Raw genomic sequence first — 17,698 nt, forward strand, 5'->3', positions numbered from 1 at the left:
TGGACCGACGAGGGCTGGCTGTACTTGGCCGTGGTGCTCGACCTGTTTAACCGGGAGGTGGTGGGTTGGTCCATCAAGTCGCGTATGACGGCGGATCTCGTGACGGACGCGCTGACGATGGCCTGGTTTCGCCGCCGTCCCGCGCCGGGCGCACTCTGCCACTCGGATCGGGGCAGCCAGTATGCGAGTCACGAGTTCCAACGCAAACTGGCCGCCTACGGTATGCGCTGCTCGATGAGCCGCAAGGGAAATTGCTGGGACAACGCCCCGACGGAAAGCTTCTTCAACAGCTTGAAGAACGAACGGGTTCACGCCACGCGCTACCGGACGCATCAGGACGCGAAGGCCGATCTGTTTGAATACATTGAAGTGTTCTACAACCGCAGTCGTCGTCATTCGTCGCTCGGCTTTGTTTCTCCGGAGCGGTTCCTTCGGGACTGGATCAACGCTCAGCAGACCAAGGACGCCGCGGCATAACTCGGGACCGTTGGAAGGCGAAAAACCGAGGGAACCTCAAAGATCGCCAAGAAGCCATGTATTCATGACGCGTTAGCCGTCGTGCTTGGCAGAATCGCTGACCGTGCCCGCCGCGCCGCCGGCCGTATATGTGGCGCGACGACGCGTTGACGAACGGTTGCCGCCTGATCAGCGGTGTCGAGCGTGACGGTCCCCGACAGACGTGCCCACTCGATCGAAGTGAGCACGTGTCACGCAACGCGCAAGCTTCGGCTCACAGCTCCAAGGTGGTAATCGTCGGATCCCATTCGTAATAGCTATGAAACTTTTGCGTTTCCCCATCGGGCGCGAGCGTATACAAGGCAAACCGGATCCAGAAACTTTCCGTTCCGTTTCCAATGACGCGCGTGTCAAAGAGCGAGAACGACCTCGGAACATGGATCGCATCAAGTCCGTCCTTCGTCTCCGGATTGGGCTCTGCTGCTCGCGCCAACGTATAGCCGCGGTGCGTCAGCCCGATTCCCGGGCGCAAATCCAATACGTTATCGCCACTCTGATGGACGAGATCATAGACAATGACGGCGTAGCGTGAATTGGTGTGAATCGTTGTTCCGGTAAAGTTGACGGAATCGAATTTCTTTGCATAGAACTTGATATTCCATGCCCCTTGATTCTCGGACGGGCGATAGGGGTCGTCGCACAGCAGGTACTGGTGACTGTGCCCGACCTGGATAGGACGATCTTTTACGGACGACACTTTTCCATGTGCTTCCTCGATTACCTTTTCTGCATTAATAACCGAGAGTAACGTGATTTCCTGAATGCCGGCGTCAACGCTAGGTCCCTTGTACATTTCATTTCCTCAGGTAAGTTGATGGTTCGCGTTCCTGGTCGGGCGTGTATAAGCCCGTAATCCTGGATTTGCGGCGTGTTGTTCAATGCTCACGCACAACAAACGTACATGCAGGAAAACAGTAGATCCATTACGGGCAATTACGCGCGTGCGGCATCGAAACGCAGTGCAATTAGAAGCAGTTAAGGCGTCTCGATATTTCGACCCATTGCGCTATCTACATAACGGGAATGACACCATCCGAGCCGTCGCTTCGTGGGTTCGGGTCGGTTTTCTGTCCCCACTACCGTCTTTTTTCCCGCGTCGTCAGGTACGCTGGATACAGACCGTCCCTTACACGACCGTCAATGACGGGCACGGAGCTGACGAGCACCCGGCATGGGGCGCGCCGGCTGCCGCTGCGGGATTTTGGCTCGCCGACCCATAAATCGCTGTAAACTCACGCTTTTGCCGCCACGCCCCCACATTCCCGATGTCCCAATCCCCCAAAGTAGGGTTCGTATCCCTCGGGTGCCCGAAAGCCCTCGTCGACTCCGAACAAATCATCACGCAGCTGCGCGCCGAAGGTTATGAAATCTCCGGCACCTACGACGGCGCCGACCTCGTCGTCGTCAACACCTGCGGTTTCATCGACGAAGCCGTGCAGGAAAGCCTCGATGCGATCGGCGAAGCGCTGACCGAGAACGGCAAGGTGATCGTCACCGGCTGCCTCGGCGCGAAGTCGAGCGCGAGCGGCTCGAACCTCATCGAGGAAGTCCACCCGAAAGTGCTCGCCGTCACCGGCCCGCACGCGGTGGGCGAAGTGATGCAGGCCGTGCATTCGCACCTGCCGAAGCCGCACGACCCGTTCGTCGATCTCGTGCCGGCCGCCGGCATCAAGCTCACGCCGCGCCACTACGCATACCTGAAGATCTCCGAAGGCTGCAACCATCGCTGCACGTTCTGCATCATCCCGTCGATGCGCGGCGATCTCGTGTCGCGTCCGGTCGCCGAAGTGATGCTCGAGGCGGAGAACCTGTTCAAGTCGGGCGTGAAGGAACTGCTCGTGATCTCGCAGGACACGAGCGCGTACGGCGTCGACGTGAAGTACCGCACGGGCTTCTGGAACGGCAAGCCGATCAAGACGCGCATGACCGACCTCGTCGCCGCGCTCGGCGAACTCGCCGCGCAGTACGGCGCGTGGGTGCGCCTGCACTACGTGTATCCGTATCCGAGCGTCGACGAAGTGATTCCGCTGATGGCCGAAGGCCCGTTCAAGGGCCACGTGCTGCCGTATCTCGACGTGCCGTTCCAGCACGCGCATCCGGACGTGCTGAAGCGCATGAAGCGCCCGGCCAACGCGGAGAAGGTGCTCGAGCGCGTGCAGAAGTGGCGCGAGATCTGCCCGGACCTGACGATCCGCAGCACCTTCATCGCCGGCTTCCCCGGCGAGACGGAAGAGCAGTTCGAAACGCTGCTCGACTTCATTCGCGACGCGGAACTCGATCGCGTCGGCTGCTTTGCGTATTCTCCGGTCGAAGGCGCGACCGCGAACGAACTGGACGGCGCGCTGCCGGACGACGTTCGCGAAGAGCGCCGCGCGCGCTTCATGGAAGTCGCCGAGGAAGTGTCGGCCAAGCGTATCCAGCGCAAGGTCGGCAAGACCCTCAAGGTGCTGATCGACGAAGTCAGCGACGAAGGCGGCATCGGCCGCACGGCGGCGGATGCGCCGGAGATCGACGGCGTCGTCTATGTCGAGCCGGCGACGAAGGCGTCGAAGCGCTACAAGGTCGGCGATTTCGTGTCGGTGAAGATCACGGGCGCGGACGGCCACGACCTGTGGGGCGAGGTTTAAGCGATGACCGCCGCATTTCCGCAGATCCTCGCGCTCGGCGAGGCGATGATCGAATTCAACCAGTCGCAGCCGGGCCGTCCCGAGTTCCTGCAGGGCTTCGGCGGCGACACGTCGAACTTCTGCATCGCCGCGGCGCGGCAGGGCGCGTCGACGGGCTTCGTGTCGGCGATCGGTGACGATCCGTTCGGCCGCTTGCTGACCGGCATGTGGGCGGCGGAGCATGTGGACACGACCTACGTGCGGATCGACCGCGCGGCGCCCACCGGCGTGTATTTCGTCACGCACGGCGCCGCCGGCCACCAGTTCGACTATCTGCGCGCGGGCTCCGCGGCGAGCCGCTACACGGTGGCCGACCTGCCGCTCGACGCGCTGGCCGCGGCGAAGGCCGTGCACCTGTCGGGCATCAGCCTCGCGATCAGTGCGACCGCGTGCGACGCCGCGTTCGCGGCGATCGACCATGCGCGCAGCAACGGCGCGCAGGTCAGCTTCGACACGAACCTGCGCCTGAAGCTGTGGCCGCTGCCACGTGCCCGCGCGGTGATGCGCGAGGCGCTGCGCCAGACGGACATCTGCCTGCCGAGCTGGGACGACGTCACGGCGCTCACGGGCGCGAACGATCGCGATGCGATCGTCGATGCGATGCTCGAACACGGGCCGCGGGTCGTCGCGTTGAAGCTCGGCAAGGAAGGCGCGTATGTCGCGACCCCGAACGAACGGCGCGTGGTGCCGGGCTTCGCGGTCGAGGCCATCGACGCGACGGGCGCGGGCGACTGCTTCGGCGGCGCGTTCGTCGCGCGGATCGTCGCGGGCGACGATCCGTTCGCGGCCGCGCGTTATGCGAACGCGGCGGCGGCGCTGTCGACGACGGGCTACGGCGCGGTCGCGCCGATTCCGCACCGCGATGCGGTGGAACGCCTGGTGCAGGGCTGACGCGGATCCCGCGCGCCGGCCATGCGACGCACTCATTCGAACCTTCGGATGACGCGCGACCTGAGCGGGGGCGGGCGGCACGCGTACCACATCGGCGGCTGCTAAACGCTCGTGACGATGTGCATCGGCGACGAGCAACTCATCGCCGCGTTTTTCGAGCGAATCTGAAGCAAGGGAGCAACACAAGGTGGGTCGATATCTGGAATGGCAACGGGCGCTGGTAATCGCCGGCGCGCTGGCGGCGGGCCTCGCGATGCCTGGCGTGGTCGCGGCCCAGGCCGCCGCGTCGGGCGCGCAGCAGGATGAAGCGGCGCCCGTACGGCCGCTGCGGCCGAACCCGGAATTCGCCCGGCTGCCTCGCTACGAGGGCACGCTCGGCGACCGGCCGATCGTCGCGCATCTCGGCCCGAAGACGGACGAGGAAGGCGTGCACGGCGAATACCAGTTCACGGACACGGGCGAGGTGATCCTGCTCGCCGGCGATCGCGACGGCGACACGCTCGAAATCGAGGAGTCGAACGACGGCACGAACATCACGGGCGTGTGGATCGGGCGCTTCGATGCGACGGGCGAGCTGAAGGCCGACAGGATGAACTCGGACGAATCGGATCCGCAACCGGTCGTGCTGCGCGCGGCGCCGGGCAAGCGCGCGGCGCTGCAGGTACGCGACGGCCGCGTGCAGGAAATCGAGACGGTCGGCGGCATCTTCAATCTGCGCACCGACGACTGAGCGCGCTGGCTCGGTGCGTGCGGCGCGCATTGTACCGGGCCAACCGCGCCGAATTTGGCTAATCTAGCGACACATTCCGCAACCGAACGGCCTTTCCCCCGGCCTCCTGCCATGACTGCATCCACTCCGAAGCGCGCACTCCAGACCCGCATCGTTCAACCCGACGACGTCATTCCGGACGGCTTCCGTTCGTTCGTGCCGCCGGTTGCGCGTGCATCGACGGTCGTGTTCCCCGATCTCGCGACGATGCGCGCGCTGGTCTGGCACGACGACAACCAGTGGCGCTACGGCCTGCACGCGACCCCGACGTCGCTCGCGCTCGCGCAGCGCCTTGCCGAGATCGAGGGCGGCACGCACGCGCTGCTGCAGCCGTCGGGCCTCGCGGCGATCATGAACGTCTATTTCGGGATCATGAAGGCGGGCGACGACGTGCTGATCCCGCACAACGTCTACGGGCCGAACGCCGATTTCGGCAACTGGCTCGCGAAGGATTTCGGCATCACGGTGCGCTTCTACGACCCGCTCGTCGGCGCCGGGATTGCCGACCTGATCCAGCCGAACACGCGCTTGATCTGGATCGAGGCGCCGGGCTCGGTGACGATGGAAGTGCCCGACGTGCGCGCGATCACGACGGTCGCGCAGGCGCGCGGCATCGTCACCGCGATCGACAATACGTATTCGGCCGGGCTCGCGTTCAAGCCGTTCGAGCATGGCGTCGACATCTCGGTGCAGGCGCTGACCAAGTATCAATCGGGCGGCAGCGACGTGCTGATGGGCGCGACGATCACCGCGAACGCCGAACTGCACGCGCAACTGAAGCTCGCGCGGATGCGCTGCGGGATCGGCGTTTCGGTCGACGATTGCTCGCTCGTGCTGCGCAGTCTGCCGAGCATGCAGGTGCGCTTCGATGCGCACAGCAAGAGCGCGCTTGCGCTCGCGCAATGGCTGAAGGCGCGGCCGGAGATCGCGGCCGTGCTGCATCCGCAGTTGGCCGACTGCCCGGGACACGCGTCGTTCGTGCGCGACTTCACCGGCGCGGGCGGGCTGTTCTCGGTGATATTCGACGAACGCTACAGCAGCGAGCAGATCGATCGTTTCGTCGAGGCGCTCGAGCTGTTCGCGATCGGCTGGAGCTGGGGCGGCGCGTGCAGCCTCGCGATGCCTTACGACGTGGCGTCGATGCGTGCGGACTGGCCGCATCGCGGCACGCTGGTGCGTTTCTACGTCGGTCTCGAGGACGAAGCCGACCTGCGCGCGGACATCGAGCGCGCGATGCAGGCGACGCTCGGTCGATAACGCAACCGCAGCGGAAAAACACAACGCCGGCGCGAGGCCACCTCGCGCCGGCGTTTTTCATGGGCGGCTTGCGCGGATCAGAACAGCCGCAGCAGCCCGTCGAGGCCGACATGGTCGAATGCGACGGTGGCCGCACCGCGCACGACGGGCTTCGCGTGGAACGCGACCGACAGCCCGGCTTCGGCCATCATCTTCATGTCGTTCGACCCGTCGCCCATTGCGATCGCGCGGCTCGGCTCGATGCCGAGCGATGCACAGGTTTCGCGGAGCAGGCGCGCCTTCACGTCCGCGTTGACGATTTCGCCGAGCACCTTGCCGGTCAGCTTGCCGTCGACGATCTCGAGCGTGTTCGCATGCGCGTAGTCGAGGCCGAGACGTGCCTTCAGGCGCTCGGTGAAGAACGTGAAGCCGCCCGACACGAGCAGCGTCTTCAGGCCCGCGGCCTTCACGCCGGCGAGCATCGTCTCCGCGCCCGGCGACAACTGCAGCCGTTCCTCGTACACGCGCTCGAGCGCGTGCGCGTCGAGGCCCGCGAGCAGCGCGACGCGGCGCGTGAGGCTTTCGTTGAAGTCGCGGATCTCGCCGCGCATCGCCGCTTCGGTGATCTCCGCGACCTGCGTTTTCAGCCCGCAGAAATCGGCGATCTCGTCGATGCATTCGATCGTGATCAGCGTCGAATCCATGTCCATCACGGCGAGCCCGAAGTCGCCGAGCGTGCGGCCGGCTTCGACGAAGCCGAAGTCGAGCGCATGCGTGCCGCAGTACGCGTCGATGTCGAGACGCTGCGCGGGGTTCGCGTTTTCGATGCGCAGCGCGTGATCGTCGGTCTGCACGATGCGGGTGCCGCGCGACAGCGCGAGCAGCGGTTTGTGATGCGCGTCCGACAGCGGCGCGAGACTCTGGATGACGAGGTTGTGGGTCATGGCGGAATGATTGAAAGCGAATGAAACGCGTGCGCGGCCGGCATGCGACCGCCTGCGAACGCGGGCCCTGTCCGGCGTCGGGCCGCTGCGCCGCGGACGCGCCATTGTAGCCGGTTGGTTTCCGTTCGCGGCCGGATCGCCGCGGATGACGGCCAGCGCCGCCGCCAGCGCCGCTCACGGGCTGGCGTTCAGCGTTCGTCCGCGCGATCCCAGTAAGGCGGATCGCCGAAGTGTTCGGCCAGGAACGCGATGAACGCGAGCGTCTTCAGCGGCACGTGCGCGCGGCTCGGATAGACGGCCCAGATCGCGACGTCGTGCGCGAACGGGTAGTCGTCGAGCACGGTGACGAGCGTGCCGTTCGCGAGCAGGGGGCCGACGTCCCAGGTCGACTTGATCGCGATGCCGAAGCCGTCGACGAGCGCTTCGCGGATCGCCTCGCCGTTGCTCGCGACGAGCCGGCCGCCGACCCGCACGGTGAGCGGGCCCTGCGGCGTGACGAACGACCAGTCGCGCTGGTCGCCGAGGATCACGCATTCGTGCTGCGCGAGGTCGGCCGGATGGCGTGGCGTCCCGTGTTCGGCGAGATACGCGGGCGAGCAGCACAGCACGCGCCGGTTCGCGGCGAGCTTGCGCGCGACCAGCGTCGAATCCTTCAGCGCGCCGAGGCGGATCGCGACGTCGTAGCCGTCGTCGACGAGATCGACGATCTCGTCGGAGAGCCGCAGGTCCAGCGACACGGACGGGTAGCGGCGCAGGAACGCGGGGATCACGGGCGCGACGTGCTGGCGGCCGAACGACGACGACATCGACACCTTCAGCCGTCCGTACGGTTCGCTGCGGCCGTGGCCGACCGACGCCCGCGCGGCGTCGGCGGCCGACAGCAGCGCCTCGGCCCGGGCCATGAAGACTTCGCCGTCCTGCGTGAGGCTGATGCGGCGGGTGGTGCGATGCAGCAATCGCGCGCCGAGCTGACGCTCGAGCTGTGCGATGCGCGCGCTTGCGACCGCGGCCGACACGCCGAATTCGCGCCCGGCCGCCGTCACGTTCGCGAGCAGCGCGGCGCGCACGAACAGGCCGACGTCGAGCAGGTCGAGCGGCTTGTCCGGGGCCGGAATCGGATCGGAGCTCATTGTTCTGAAATTCCTGAAAATGTTTCAGGAAATATAGCGGTTTTATCGAAGGATCGGGCGGCCTACGATGGCATGCATGGGGCTGCGCCGCGGCCCGCCCGATTTCCCCGAAGGAGTTTCGTGATGAAAGCCGTTGGACTGACCCGCTACCTGCCGATCGACGACCCGCAGGCGCTGCTCGACGTGGAACTGCCGCAACCGGTGCCGGGCCCGCGCGATCTGCTCGTGAAGGTCGAGGCGATTTCCGTGAACCCGGTCGACACCAAGGTGCGCGCGCCGAAGGCGCAGGTCGAGGCGGTGCCGCGCGTGCTCGGCTGGGATGCGGCCGGCACGGTCGTCGCGGTCGGTGCCGAGGTCACGCTGTTTCGGCCCGGCGACGAGGTGTTCTACGCGGGCAGCATCACGCGCCCCGGCGCGAACAGCGAATTCCACGCGGTCGACGAGCGGATCGTCGCACGCAAGCCGCGCACGCTCGATTTCGCGGCGTCGGCCGCGTTGCCGCTCACCGCGCTGACCGCGTGGGAGGCGCTGTTCGACCGGCTGCGCGTGTCGCCGCAGGGCGCGGACGCGGGCAAGTCGGTGCTGATCATCGGCGGCGCGGGCGGCGTGGGTTCGATCGCGATCCAGCTCGCGAAGACGCTCGGCAAGCTGCGCGTGATCGCAACCGCGTCGCGTCCGGCGTCGGCCGAATGGGTGCGCTCGCTCGGCGCGGACGACGTGGTCGATCATTTCGGCGACCTGCCCGCGCAGTTGCGTGACATCGGCCATCCGGAGGTCGACTACGTGTTGATCTTCAACGACACGGACCATCATTTCCCGGCCGCGGCGGAAGTCATCCGGCCGCAGGGCGGCATCTGCACGATCGTCGAGAACGGCAAGCCGGTGCCGGTCGAACTGCTGAAGGCGAAGAGCGCGGCGTTTCACTGGGAATTCATGTTCACGCGCGCGATGTTCGAGACGCCGGACATGATCGAGCAGCACAAGATCCTGAGCGAGGTCGCCCGGCTCGTCGACGGCGGCACGCTGCGCACGACCGTTGGCGAACAGCTCGGCACGATCAACGCGGCGAACGTGCGGCGCGCGCACCAGTTGCTCGAGGCCGGGCGCGCGATCGGCAAGCTGGTGCTGAGCGGCTTCTGAGCCGGCGTCGCGCGTAAGGGAGGCTGCGTCGCGAACGCAAGCGGGGTAACACCCGATGCGTTTGCGGCGCATTGCATGCCGCTTGGCGGTAGACTGGCAACGCATCATGCATCGAAAACCGCGCGGCACGCGCGTGCCGCCGCATTACAAGGAGGTCAGCATGAGCCAACGCAGCTTGTCAGTCGCCGCATCGTGGTCGGCCGTGTTCGCGGCGGCGTGCGTCAGCGCGAGCGTATTCGCGGCGCCGCCGGTCAAGGGCAGCCTGAAGGGCGGCGGGACAGGGCAGCTCGAATACACCGTCAAGGTCGACTCGAAGACCTTCGGCAATACGCAGGAGACCCGCAAGATCCGCTCGGGCGAAACCGACGACTTCAACTGGAAGTCGGTGCCGCCGGGCGGCGCGGTGGCGATGCCGGACGGTTGCCCGAACGCCGACAATCTGCCGCGCGACGCGAACGGCGCGATGGTGCGCCAGACCCAGGTGCGGCTCGCGCCATCGGTCGACGCGAAGGGGATCGCGAACGTGCAGATGAGCTTCCAGGCGGCCGCGCCGAAAGGCACGCGCAACGCGAGCACGGGCGGCAAGTCGCTGCAGTGCCCGGACGTCGTGTCGGTGAGCCAGGTCAAGTGGGTATCGATTTCGACCAATGGCGGTTCGAAGACGGTCACGATGAGCGACGGCACCAAGGTGACGGTGTCGATCAAGCACTGAGCGCTGCGCGCGGGCCGGCCGCGGCCGGTGCGCGCGCAACCAATCGCGGTGCGTTGCAGAGCCGCGCGTGACGGCTGCGTTGCGTCAAGCCGTCGGAAAACGCCGCGCTGCCCGTTGATCGCACGCCGTGCGAAGGCCGCGTGCGTTGCGGCAGGCGTGCGTCACTGCGCGCGTTCCTCGAGCCGCGACGCGAGAAAGCGATGGTCGGCCGAGAACAGCCGGCGATACGTCATCAGCACCGCGCCGACGGTACCAAGGGCGGATGCCGCGGCGATCAGGAACATGATCACGATCTGGTAGCGCACGGCCTGCAGCGGCGACTGGCCGGCCAGCACCTGACCCGTCATCATCCCCGGCAGGCTCACGACGCCGACCACGGCCATCTGGTTGAGCGTCGGCAGCATGCCCGCGCGCACGGCCTGGCGCGCGGCGTCCTGCGCGGCTTCCCATCGTGTTGCGCCGAGCGCGAGTGCGGTCTCGACGCGGTCGCGCCGCGCGGTCAGTTCTTCCATCATCCGCTCGACGCCGAGCGACACGCCCGTCAGCGTATTGCCGAGGATCATCCCGAGGATCGGGATCGCATATTGCGGCGCGTACCACGGATGAATGCGGATCACGACGAACAGGCCGATCGCCGCGACGAACCAGCTGCTGAACCAGATCGACGCGATGCTGTCGACGCGTTGTCCGCGATACGCATGCTTGCCGCGACCGGCGCCCGCAAAGCCGGCGATCAACGTCATCAGCGCGGTGATCGGCAGCACGACGCTCCAGTGCGGGTGGCCGAACACCCAGCCAAGCACGTAGCCGATCGCGAGCAACTGCACGACGGTGCGCACGGCGGCGAGCGCGAGCTTGCGCCCGAGCCCGAGCGACAGCGCGGCCGAGATCGCGCCGTTGACCGCGACGAGCGCGGCCGCGATACCGACGTCGACGAGGCTCAGGTCCTGCAGCGATGGGCTCATTGCGCCGCCTGCGTCGCGCGCGCGGTGTGCAGCACGCCGGCCTGCATCACGAGCCGCATCGTGCCGATCCGCGCGGCCTGCGCCGGATCGTGCGAGATCCACATGTACGCGCGCGCGTCGGGTGCCGCGTCGAACCAGGCGCCGACGAGCGCTTCGATCGCGCGCGTCGAGTCGGGGTCGAGCGCGGACGTCGGCTCGTCGAGCAGCAGCACGTCGGGATCGAGCTGCAGCACGCGCAGCAGCGCGGCGATCTGCGCTTCGCCGCCCGACAGTTCGCTCGCCCGCTTGTCGAGAAAGTCGGCGCCGCGACCGGCGCGCGCCGCGAGCGCTTCGGCGCGCGCACGGTCGAACGTCGCGTCGCGATAGATCGCGAGCGAGTACGGATAGCGCAATTGCGCTTCGACGGTGTCGTCCATCTGCGCGGGCCGCTGGCGCACGTACGCGACACGGCGCCGGTAGCCCGGAATCGCACCGCGCCGGATGCGCTTGCCGCGCCACAGGATGTGACCGCCGTCGAGCGGATCGAGCAACGCGAGCGCGCGCAGCAGCACGCTTTTGCCGGAACCCGACGCTCCCGTGATAGCAATTCGCGATCCCGCGGCGAGGCTGAAGTCGGTCGGCGTCAGCAACGTCTTGCCGCTGCTGGCGTCGCGGCGCGTGATCTGTTGCGCTTCGATGAGGCCGGTGGGGACGGTCATGTCACAAATGAAAAAAAGCGTTAATGGCGCCGAAGCGTTGCCGCAGCGTGCGCCATAATACCGATTGAAAGCCGCCGGTGTCGTGTTCCGTTCACTCACGCAAGGGGCCCGACATGGCGCGCAAATTCTGCAGAACAACAACGGAACCGCCATGACGCTAGCTCGAGCCATTGGCAAGTCGGGTGCATGGATCGTCGGTATCGTCGCACTGGTCATCGCGGCAACCGGCATCTTCATTTTCACGTTCGACTGGAACCACGCGAAACCGTGGGTCAACGAACATGTGAGCACCGCACTTGGCCGTTCGTTTGCGATCCACGGCGATCTGAAGGTCGACTGGCATCGCCCGCAAGGCGAGACCGGCTGGCGCGCGTGGGTACCCTGGCCGCGCTTCTCGGCCACGCAGCTCGAGATCGGCAACCCCGACTGGGCGAAGGGCCCGAAGTTCGTCACGCTCGACGCCGCCCACTTCGATCTCGCGATTCTCCCGCTCTTCACGCACCAGATCGTCATTCCGTCGATCGACGCCGTCAATCCCGCAGTCGACCTCGAGCGGCTCGCCGATGGCCGCAACACGTGGACCTTCGAATTCAAGCAATCGGGCAAGCCGACGCGGTGGAACCTGCGGCTCGACAGCTTCGCGTTCGCGAAGGGGACCATCGTCTATCGCGACGCGATCACCAAGGCCGATCTCACGATCGCGGTGGATACGCTCGGCCATCCGATTCCGATCGGCGACGTGCTGAAGGAGCAGGAACAGACCTCGCTCGCGGCGTCCGCCCAGCATGTCGGCAAGCAGGGGGCCGCGCAGATGGCCGCGAAGGCGCATGCGGAGGCCGCGTCCGCCGCGTCGGGCGCATCCGCGGCGCAGGGCGCGAGCGCGGCGTCGACGGCCGTGGTTGCATCGGGCGCGGCGTCTGCCTCCGCGGCCAGGCCGGTCTCGTCAGCATCGACGGCCGTGCCGGCATCCGCCGCGAGCGGCGCATCCGGCGCCGCGGTGCCCGCGAAATCGGAGCCGACGTATGCGTTCGGCCTGAAGGTCGACGGCCGCTACAAGAACGTGCCGGTGACCGGCACCGGCAAGGTGGGCGGCGTGCTGGCGGTCGAGAGCGCGACGCAGCCGTTCCCTCTGCAGGCCGACGTGAAGGCCGGCGATACGCGGCTCGCGATCGTCGGCACGCTGACCGATCCGCGGCATCTCGCGGCGCTCAACCTGCGGCTGTGGCTGCAGGGCACGTCGATGTCGCACCTCTACCAGCTCACCGGCATCACGCTGCCCGACACGCCGCCGTATGCGACCGACGGACGGCTGATCGGCAACTTCAATCCGCCCACGAGCACGTTCCGCTACGAGAACTTCAAGGGCCGCGTCGGCGGCAGCGATCTGCACGGCACGCTCACCTGGGCGCAGCGCAAGCCGCGGCCGAAGCTGTCGGGCGAAGTCGTGTCGAACCTGCTGCAGTTCTCCGACCTCGCGCCGGTGATCGGCGCCGACTCGCCCGCCAGCAAGGCGAAGCGCGGCGACACGACGCGTCAGCCGCCGGACCGCGTGCTGCCGGTCGCGGCGTTCCGCACCGAGCGCTGGAGCGCGATCGACGCGGACGTGAAATTCACCGGTCGCAGGCTGATCAAGAGCCCGCAGTTGCCGATCACCAACCTGTACACCCACATCCTGTTGCATGACGGCGTGCTGACGCTCGAACCGCTGCAATTCGGCGTCGCTGGCGGTACGCTCGCGACGAATGCGCATCTCGACGGCAGCCGCACGCCGCTCAAGGGCCGCTTCACGCTGAGCGCGCGCCACCTGAAGCTCAAGCAGCTGTTCCCGACGCAGAAGGTGATGCAGACCGCGCTCGGCGAGATCAACGGCGACGCGTCGCTGTCGGCGACCGGCAACTCGCCGGCCGCGCTCGCCGCGACGTCGACCGGCGAGGTGAAGGCGCTCATCACGGACGGCCGCATCAGCCTCCTGCTGATGGAGGCGGCGGGCCTGAACGTCGCGAACGTCGTCTACGAGAAGCTGTTCGGCACCCGCGACGTGAAGATCAATTGCGCGGCGTTCGATTTCGTCGCGAATGACGGCATGCTCGAGCCGAAGGTCTTCGCGCTCGATACGGACGACGCGCTGATCAACGTCGACGGACCGGTCAATCTGCGCGACGAATCGGTCGACCTGAAGATCCATCCGCATACGAAGGGTTTCCGGATCTTCTCGCTGCGCTCGCCGCTGTACGCGAAGGGCACGTTCAAGAACCCGAAGGTCGGCGTCGAGGCGGGCGCGCTCGCGCTGCGCGCCGGCGCGGCGGTCGGGCTCGGGCTGATCAACCCGTTCGCGGCGCTGATTCCGCTGATCGCGCCGAGCAATAACCGCGACGTGCCGTGTTCGCAGCTGTTCGCGCAGATGAAGGCCAAGGCGGTGCAGAAAGAAGCGGCGAAAGCCGGCAAGTGACCCGCGACGGCGGTGCGGCACGCGGCACGGCGTCGCGCCGGCCGGCTGCGCTCGTTGCGCTCGTTGCGCCGCCGGCGCGGTCGCCCCGTCTGGTCCCGTCACCGTCGCGACGTGTCCTCAGCGGCCGCTGCTCAGCGGCGGGCGCGTACCCAGACGAGTACCGCGTCAACCTGCTGGCCGCGGATGACGACAGGCTCGGCGGTGCCGAGTTGCAGCCGGTCGCCGTCGATACTGACGACGCGCTGCTGAGCGTTGCCGATCCAGTTCGGATACAGGCTCACATCCATTTCATGGGTCAGCGTGCCGTTGTCGTCGACGCTAAAAGGGCCTGAATACGCGATGTAGCCGTGGGCGGCGGCGGCGCGTTCCTCGACGCTGCCGCCCTGCAGGTCGCCGTCCGCATACGGGGGCCGGCCGGACGCCATTAACTGCGCGGACATGTAGCCGTCCGGCGTGTACAGGATCCAGCCGCGCGCGTCGCGGCCGAGCGGGTAGGTGATGGTGCCGCCGTCGCGCGGGCGGATTTCGTAGGAAACGAGGCGCCATGCGCCGACGAGTTGTTCTCGAAGCTGGCTGGTTGGCATGCGGGGTTCCGGTGTGACGGCGATGGCGCGTATGCCGTCGTGTTGACGGGGCAGCCCGGCACCGGGCAACGACCGTACCACGGGGGCCGCGGCGGTGCGGTCGGCAGTTTCTCCGACACCTGCTAAAATACACGGTTTTCCGTCGATTTCTCTCTTACGGGACCTGCCGTGCTTTCTACTGCCAACATCACGATGCAATTCGGGCCGAAGCCCTTGTTCGAGAATATCTCGGTCAAATTCGGCGAGGGCAACCGCTATGGTCTGATCGGCGCGAACGGCTGTGGCAAGTCGACCTTCATGAAGATCCTCGGCGGCGACCTCGAGCCGAGCGGCGGCAACGTCGCGCTGGAGCCGAACGTGCGGCTCGGCAAGCTGCGCCAGGACCAGTTCGCGTATGAAGACGTGCGCGTGCTCGACGTCGTGATGATGGGTCACACCGAGATGTGGGCCGCGATGGCCGAGCGCGACGCGATCTACGCGAACCCGGAAGCCACCGACGACGACTACATGCACGCGGCCGAGCTCGAAGGCAAGTTCGCCGAATACGGCGGCTACGACGCCGAGGCGCGCGCGGGCGCGCTGCTGCTCGGCATCGGCATCGAGGAGAAGTTCCACAACGGCACGATGGCCGACGTCGCGCCGGGCTGGAAGCTGCGCGTGCTGCTCGCGCAGGCGCTGTTCTCGAAGCCGGACGTGCTGCTGCTCGACGAACCGACCAACAACCTCGACATCAACTCGATCCGTTGGCTCGAGCAAACGCTCAACGAGTACAACTCGACGATGATCATCATCTCGCACGATCGTCACTTCCTGAACTCGGTGTGCACGCACATGGCCGACATGGACTTCGGCACGCTGAAGGTCTGGCCGGGCAACTACGACGACTACATGCTCGCGTCGGCACAGGCGCGCGAGCGCCAGGCTGCGGCGAACACGCGGGCGAAGGAACGCGTGGCCGAGCTGCAGGACTTCGTGCGCCGCTTCTCGGCGAACAAGTCGAAGGCCCGCCAGGCAACGAGCCGCGCGAAGCAGATCGACAAGATCAAGATCGAGGAATTCAAGCCGTCGTCGCGTCAGAACCCGTTCATCCGCTTCGAGTTCGAGAAGAAGCTGCACAACGTCGCGGTGGTCGCCGAAGAGATCACGAAGAAGTACGAGCGCACGATCTTCCAGAACTTCAACCTGTCGGTGCAGCCGGGCGAGCGCATCGCGATCATCGGCGAGAACGGCGCGGGCAAGACCACGCTGCTGCGTTCGCTGCTCGGCGCGCTGCCGCTCGATCACGGCACGGTGAAGTGGTCCGAGAACGCGAATGTCGGCTACATGCCGCAGGATACGTACGAGGAGTTCCCGAACGACATCACGCTGATGGACTGGATCGACCAGTACCGCAAGGACGGCGATGACGAGACGATGGTGCGCGGCACGCTGGGCCGCCTGCTGTTTTCGTCGGACGACATCAAGAAATCGGTGAAGGTGCTGTCGGGCGGCGAGAAGGGCCGCATGATCTGGGGCAAGCTGATGCTCGGCCGCCACAACGTGCTGCTGATGGACGAGCCGACCAACCACATGGACATGGAGTCGATCGAGTCGCTGCAGATCGCGCTCGAGCAGTTCGAAGGCACGTTGATTTTCGTGTCGCACGACCGCGAGTTCGTGAGCGGGCTGGCGAACCGCATCATCGAAGTGAAGACGGACGGCACGCTGTTCGACTTCGGCGGGAATTATGAGGAGTTCCTGACGAGTCAGGGGCAGGAGTAAGTGTCCGGGCGGTCATGCCCGGCCTGATGTACCGGAAGCCCGCCAGGTGGAAGCCCGGCAGGCTTTTTCGTATCGTCAGCCCGAAAAATCCGTCACAACGGTCACACCGGCGCCTTCGAACCGGTTCATGTTCATCAGCGCATCAATCGACTGGCCGAGACTGATTTCCTTGCCGATCAACCGGTTCGGCGCGAGCGTGCCGGCGTGCACCATGTCGAGCATCGCGTCGTAACGATGCGCCTGCATCCCGTGGCTGCCGAGAATCTCCAGTTCGTGCGCGATGACCTTGCTCATCGGCACGGCCGGCGTCGCATGCTCGCCGAGCATCAGCCCGACCTGCACATGCTTGCCGCGGCGGCGCAGATTGCTGATCGAGTTGAAGCAGGTGGTCGGATGGCCGAGCGCATCGAGCGACACGTGTGCGCCGCCGCGCGTGATCTCCTTCACCGCATCGACCACGTCCGCGACTTGCGACGCATTGACGGTCGCCGCTGCGCCGACCGATCGCGCGAGCGCGAGCGCCTGGTCCGAAATGTCGATCGCGACGACGTTCGCACCGATCGCATGCGCGATCATGATCGCCGACAGACCGACGCCTCCGCAGCCGTGCACGGCCACCCACTGGCCGGCGGACGTGCGCCCCTGGTCGACCACCGCGCGAAATGACGTCACGAAGCGGCATCCGAGGCTCGCCGCGGTCGGGAAATCGAGCGCGTCGGGCAGCCGCACGAGGTTCAGGTCCGCGTGATGGATGCCGACGAACTGGGCGAACGAGCCCCAGTGCGTGAAGCCTGGCTGAAACTGTTGCTCGCATACCTGCTGGTTGCCGGAGTGGCATTCCGGGCAGTGTCCGCAGCCGCCGACGAACGGCACCGTGACGCGGTCGCCGGCCTTCCAGCGCGTGACCGCCGCGCCCGCCGCGACCACGACGCCGGCGAGTTCGTGCCCCGGCACATGCGGCAGCACGATGTCCGGGTCGTGTCCCATCCAGCCGTGCCAGTCGCTGCGGCACACGCCGGTCGCCTTCACTTCGATCACGACGCCGTCGGGTGCCGGCGCCGGATCGTCGACATTCATCAGCCGCGGCGTCGCGCCGAACGCTTCATAAACGACTGCTTTCACTATCTCCTCCTGGATCGAACCAATCTTTCAATATAGCCGGACGAAAGCGCATTTATCTTTCATTTTGCGATTGAGAAACGGGTATTCTTGAGATAGCCTCGCGAGGATCGGGCGC

General features: G+C 66.4%; 16 protein-coding genes. 9 read left to right on the forward strand and 7 right to left on the reverse strand.

Translation table 11 applies throughout. The annotated features are described in order from the left end of the window. Positions 1–477 (forward strand): IS3 family transposase (locus SB786_RS04975; protein WP_410726464.1); only part of this gene is annotated, 477 nt, incomplete at its 5' end. A 253-nt stretch (positions 478–730) separates the two neighbouring features. Here the strand turns inward: SB786_RS04975 and SB786_RS04980 are convergent. Continuing rightward, on the reverse strand, positions 731–1,309 hold the full coding sequence (locus SB786_RS04980) for an AidA/PixA family protein (protein ID WP_410726465.1): 579 nt from the start codon (positions 1,307–1,309) through the stop codon (positions 731–733). A gap of 472 nt (positions 1,310–1,781) precedes the next feature. On the opposite strand from SB786_RS04980, the gene rimO reads away from it, so the two are divergent. From rimO to SB786_RS05000, 4 genes are all read left to right on the forward strand, one after another. Further along, the gene (gene rimO, locus SB786_RS04985; RefSeq protein ID WP_410726466.1) at positions 1,782–3,143 is read left to right on the forward strand and encodes a 30S ribosomal protein S12 methylthiotransferase RimO; all 1,362 of its coding nucleotides are present in this window, start codon (positions 1,782–1,784) and stop codon (positions 3,141–3,143) included. A 3-nt stretch (positions 3,144–3,146) separates the two neighbouring features. After that, complete coding sequence (locus SB786_RS04990) at positions 3,147–4,073, forward strand: sugar kinase (RefSeq protein ID WP_410726467.1); 927 nt, start codon at positions 3,147–3,149, stop codon at positions 4,071–4,073. Positions 4,074–4,260: 187 nt separating this feature from the next. Then, entirely contained in the window at positions 4,261–4,803 is a 543-nt protein-coding gene (locus tag SB786_RS04995) for a hypothetical protein (protein WP_410726468.1), read from the forward strand. Between the two features lie 111 nt (positions 4,804–4,914). Next, positions 4,915–6,099: a cystathionine beta-lyase gene (locus SB786_RS05000; protein ID WP_410726469.1), complete on the forward strand. Its 1,185-nt coding sequence runs from the start codon at positions 4,915–4,917 to the stop codon at positions 6,097–6,099. Positions 6,100–6,176: 77 nt separating this feature from the next. On the opposite strand, the gene serB is transcribed toward SB786_RS05000, so the two are convergent. After that, complete coding sequence (gene serB / locus SB786_RS05005) at positions 6,177–7,022, reverse strand: phosphoserine phosphatase SerB (RefSeq protein ID WP_410726470.1); 846 nt, start codon at positions 7,020–7,022, stop codon at positions 6,177–6,179. A 188-nt stretch (positions 7,023–7,210) separates the two neighbouring features. Then, positions 7,211–8,152 carry a LysR substrate-binding domain-containing protein gene (locus tag SB786_RS05010; RefSeq protein ID WP_410726471.1) on the reverse strand — a complete coding sequence of 314 codons (942 nt, stop codon included), beginning with the start codon at positions 8,150–8,152 and terminating at the stop codon, positions 7,211–7,213. 123 nt (positions 8,153–8,275) lie between these two features. On the opposite strand from SB786_RS05010, the gene SB786_RS05015 reads away from it, so the two are divergent. Next, positions 8,276–9,292 (forward strand): zinc-binding alcohol dehydrogenase family protein, encoded by a 1,017-nt coding sequence (locus tag SB786_RS05015; RefSeq protein ID WP_334041739.1) that lies wholly within the window; start codon positions 8,276–8,278, stop codon positions 9,290–9,292. Positions 9,293–9,452: 160 nt separating this feature from the next. Then, positions 9,453–10,004: a DUF6013 family protein gene (locus SB786_RS05020; protein ID WP_410726472.1), complete on the forward strand. Its 552-nt coding sequence runs from the start codon at positions 9,453–9,455 to the stop codon at positions 10,002–10,004. Positions 10,005–10,165: 161 nt separating this feature from the next. Here SB786_RS05020 and SB786_RS05025 read toward each other — a convergent pair whose 3' ends face one another. Both SB786_RS05025 and SB786_RS05030 read right to left on the reverse strand, forming a co-directional pair. Further along, positions 10,166–10,969 carry an ABC transporter permease gene (locus SB786_RS05025; protein WP_410726473.1) on the reverse strand — a complete coding sequence of 268 codons (804 nt, stop codon included), beginning with the start codon at positions 10,967–10,969 and terminating at the stop codon, positions 10,166–10,168. Next, positions 10,966–11,667 carry an ATP-binding cassette domain-containing protein gene (locus tag SB786_RS05030; RefSeq protein WP_410726474.1) on the reverse strand — a complete coding sequence of 234 codons (702 nt, stop codon included), beginning with the start codon at positions 11,665–11,667 and terminating at the stop codon, positions 10,966–10,968. Before SB786_RS05030 ends, SB786_RS05025 begins: the two co-directional genes overlap by 4 nt. 151 nt (positions 11,668–11,818) lie before the next feature. Here SB786_RS05030 and SB786_RS05035 point away from each other — a divergent pair, with 151 nt between their 5' ends. Further along, positions 11,819–14,116, forward strand: a complete 2,298-nt coding sequence (locus SB786_RS05035) for an AsmA family protein (RefSeq protein WP_410726475.1) — start codon at positions 11,819–11,821, stop codon at positions 14,114–14,116. Positions 14,117–14,247: 131 nt separating this feature from the next. Here SB786_RS05035 and SB786_RS05040 read toward each other — a convergent pair whose 3' ends face one another. After that, positions 14,248–14,700, reverse strand: coding sequence for a lipocalin-like domain-containing protein (locus SB786_RS05040; protein ID WP_410726476.1), 453 nt, complete (start codon positions 14,698–14,700; stop codon positions 14,248–14,250). 168 nt (positions 14,701–14,868) lie between these two features. Between SB786_RS05040 and SB786_RS05045 the strand changes: the two genes are divergently transcribed. After that, positions 14,869–16,461, forward strand: coding sequence for an ABC-F family ATPase (locus SB786_RS05045; RefSeq protein WP_410726477.1), 1,593 nt, complete (start codon positions 14,869–14,871; stop codon positions 16,459–16,461). A 75-nt stretch (positions 16,462–16,536) separates the two neighbouring features. Here SB786_RS05045 and SB786_RS05050 read toward each other — a convergent pair whose 3' ends face one another. Further along, positions 16,537–17,583 (reverse strand): zinc-dependent alcohol dehydrogenase family protein, encoded by a 1,047-nt coding sequence (locus tag SB786_RS05050; RefSeq protein ID WP_410726478.1) that lies wholly within the window; start codon positions 17,581–17,583, stop codon positions 16,537–16,539. Positions 17,584–17,698: the final 115 nt, after the last annotated feature.

It is taken from the genome of Burkholderia sp. SIMBA_062 (assembly GCF_046534765.1).
Lineage (GTDB): Bacteria > Pseudomonadota > Gammaproteobacteria > Burkholderiales > Burkholderiaceae > Burkholderia > Burkholderia ambifaria.

Coding starts and splice junctions, on each gene's coding strand:
- rimO (WP_410726466.1), top strand. CDS start 1,782: ATGTCCCAATCCCCCAAAGTAGGGTTCGTATCCCTCGGGTGCCCGAAA.
- SB786_RS05035 (WP_410726475.1), top strand. CDS start 11,819: ATGACGCTAGCTCGAGCCATTGGCAAGTCGGGTGCATGGATCGTCGGT.
- serB (WP_410726470.1), bottom strand. CDS start 7,022: ATGACCCACAACCTCGTCATCCAGAGTCTCGCGCCGCTGTCGGACGCG.
- SB786_RS04980 (WP_410726465.1), bottom strand. CDS start 1,309: ATGTACAAGGGACCTAGCGTTGACGCCGGCATTCAGGAAATCACGTTA.
- SB786_RS05000 (WP_410726469.1), top strand. CDS start 4,915: ATGACTGCATCCACTCCGAAGCGCGCACTCCAGACCCGCATCGTTCAA.
- SB786_RS05015 (WP_334041739.1), top strand. CDS start 8,276: ATGAAAGCCGTTGGACTGACCCGCTACCTGCCGATCGACGACCCGCAG.
- SB786_RS05030 (WP_410726474.1), bottom strand. CDS start 11,667: ATGACCGTCCCCACCGGCCTCATCGAAGCGCAACAGATCACGCGCCGC.
- SB786_RS05010 (WP_410726471.1), bottom strand. CDS start 8,152: ATGAGCTCCGATCCGATTCCGGCCCCGGACAAGCCGCTCGACCTGCTC.
- SB786_RS05025 (WP_410726473.1), bottom strand. CDS start 10,969: ATGAGCCCATCGCTGCAGGACCTGAGCCTCGTCGACGTCGGTATCGCG.
- SB786_RS05040 (WP_410726476.1), bottom strand. CDS start 14,700: ATGCCAACCAGCCAGCTTCGAGAACAACTCGTCGGCGCATGGCGCCTC.
- SB786_RS05020 (WP_410726472.1), top strand. CDS start 9,453: ATGAGCCAACGCAGCTTGTCAGTCGCCGCATCGTGGTCGGCCGTGTTC.
- SB786_RS04990 (WP_410726467.1), top strand. CDS start 3,147: ATGACCGCCGCATTTCCGCAGATCCTCGCGCTCGGCGAGGCGATGATC.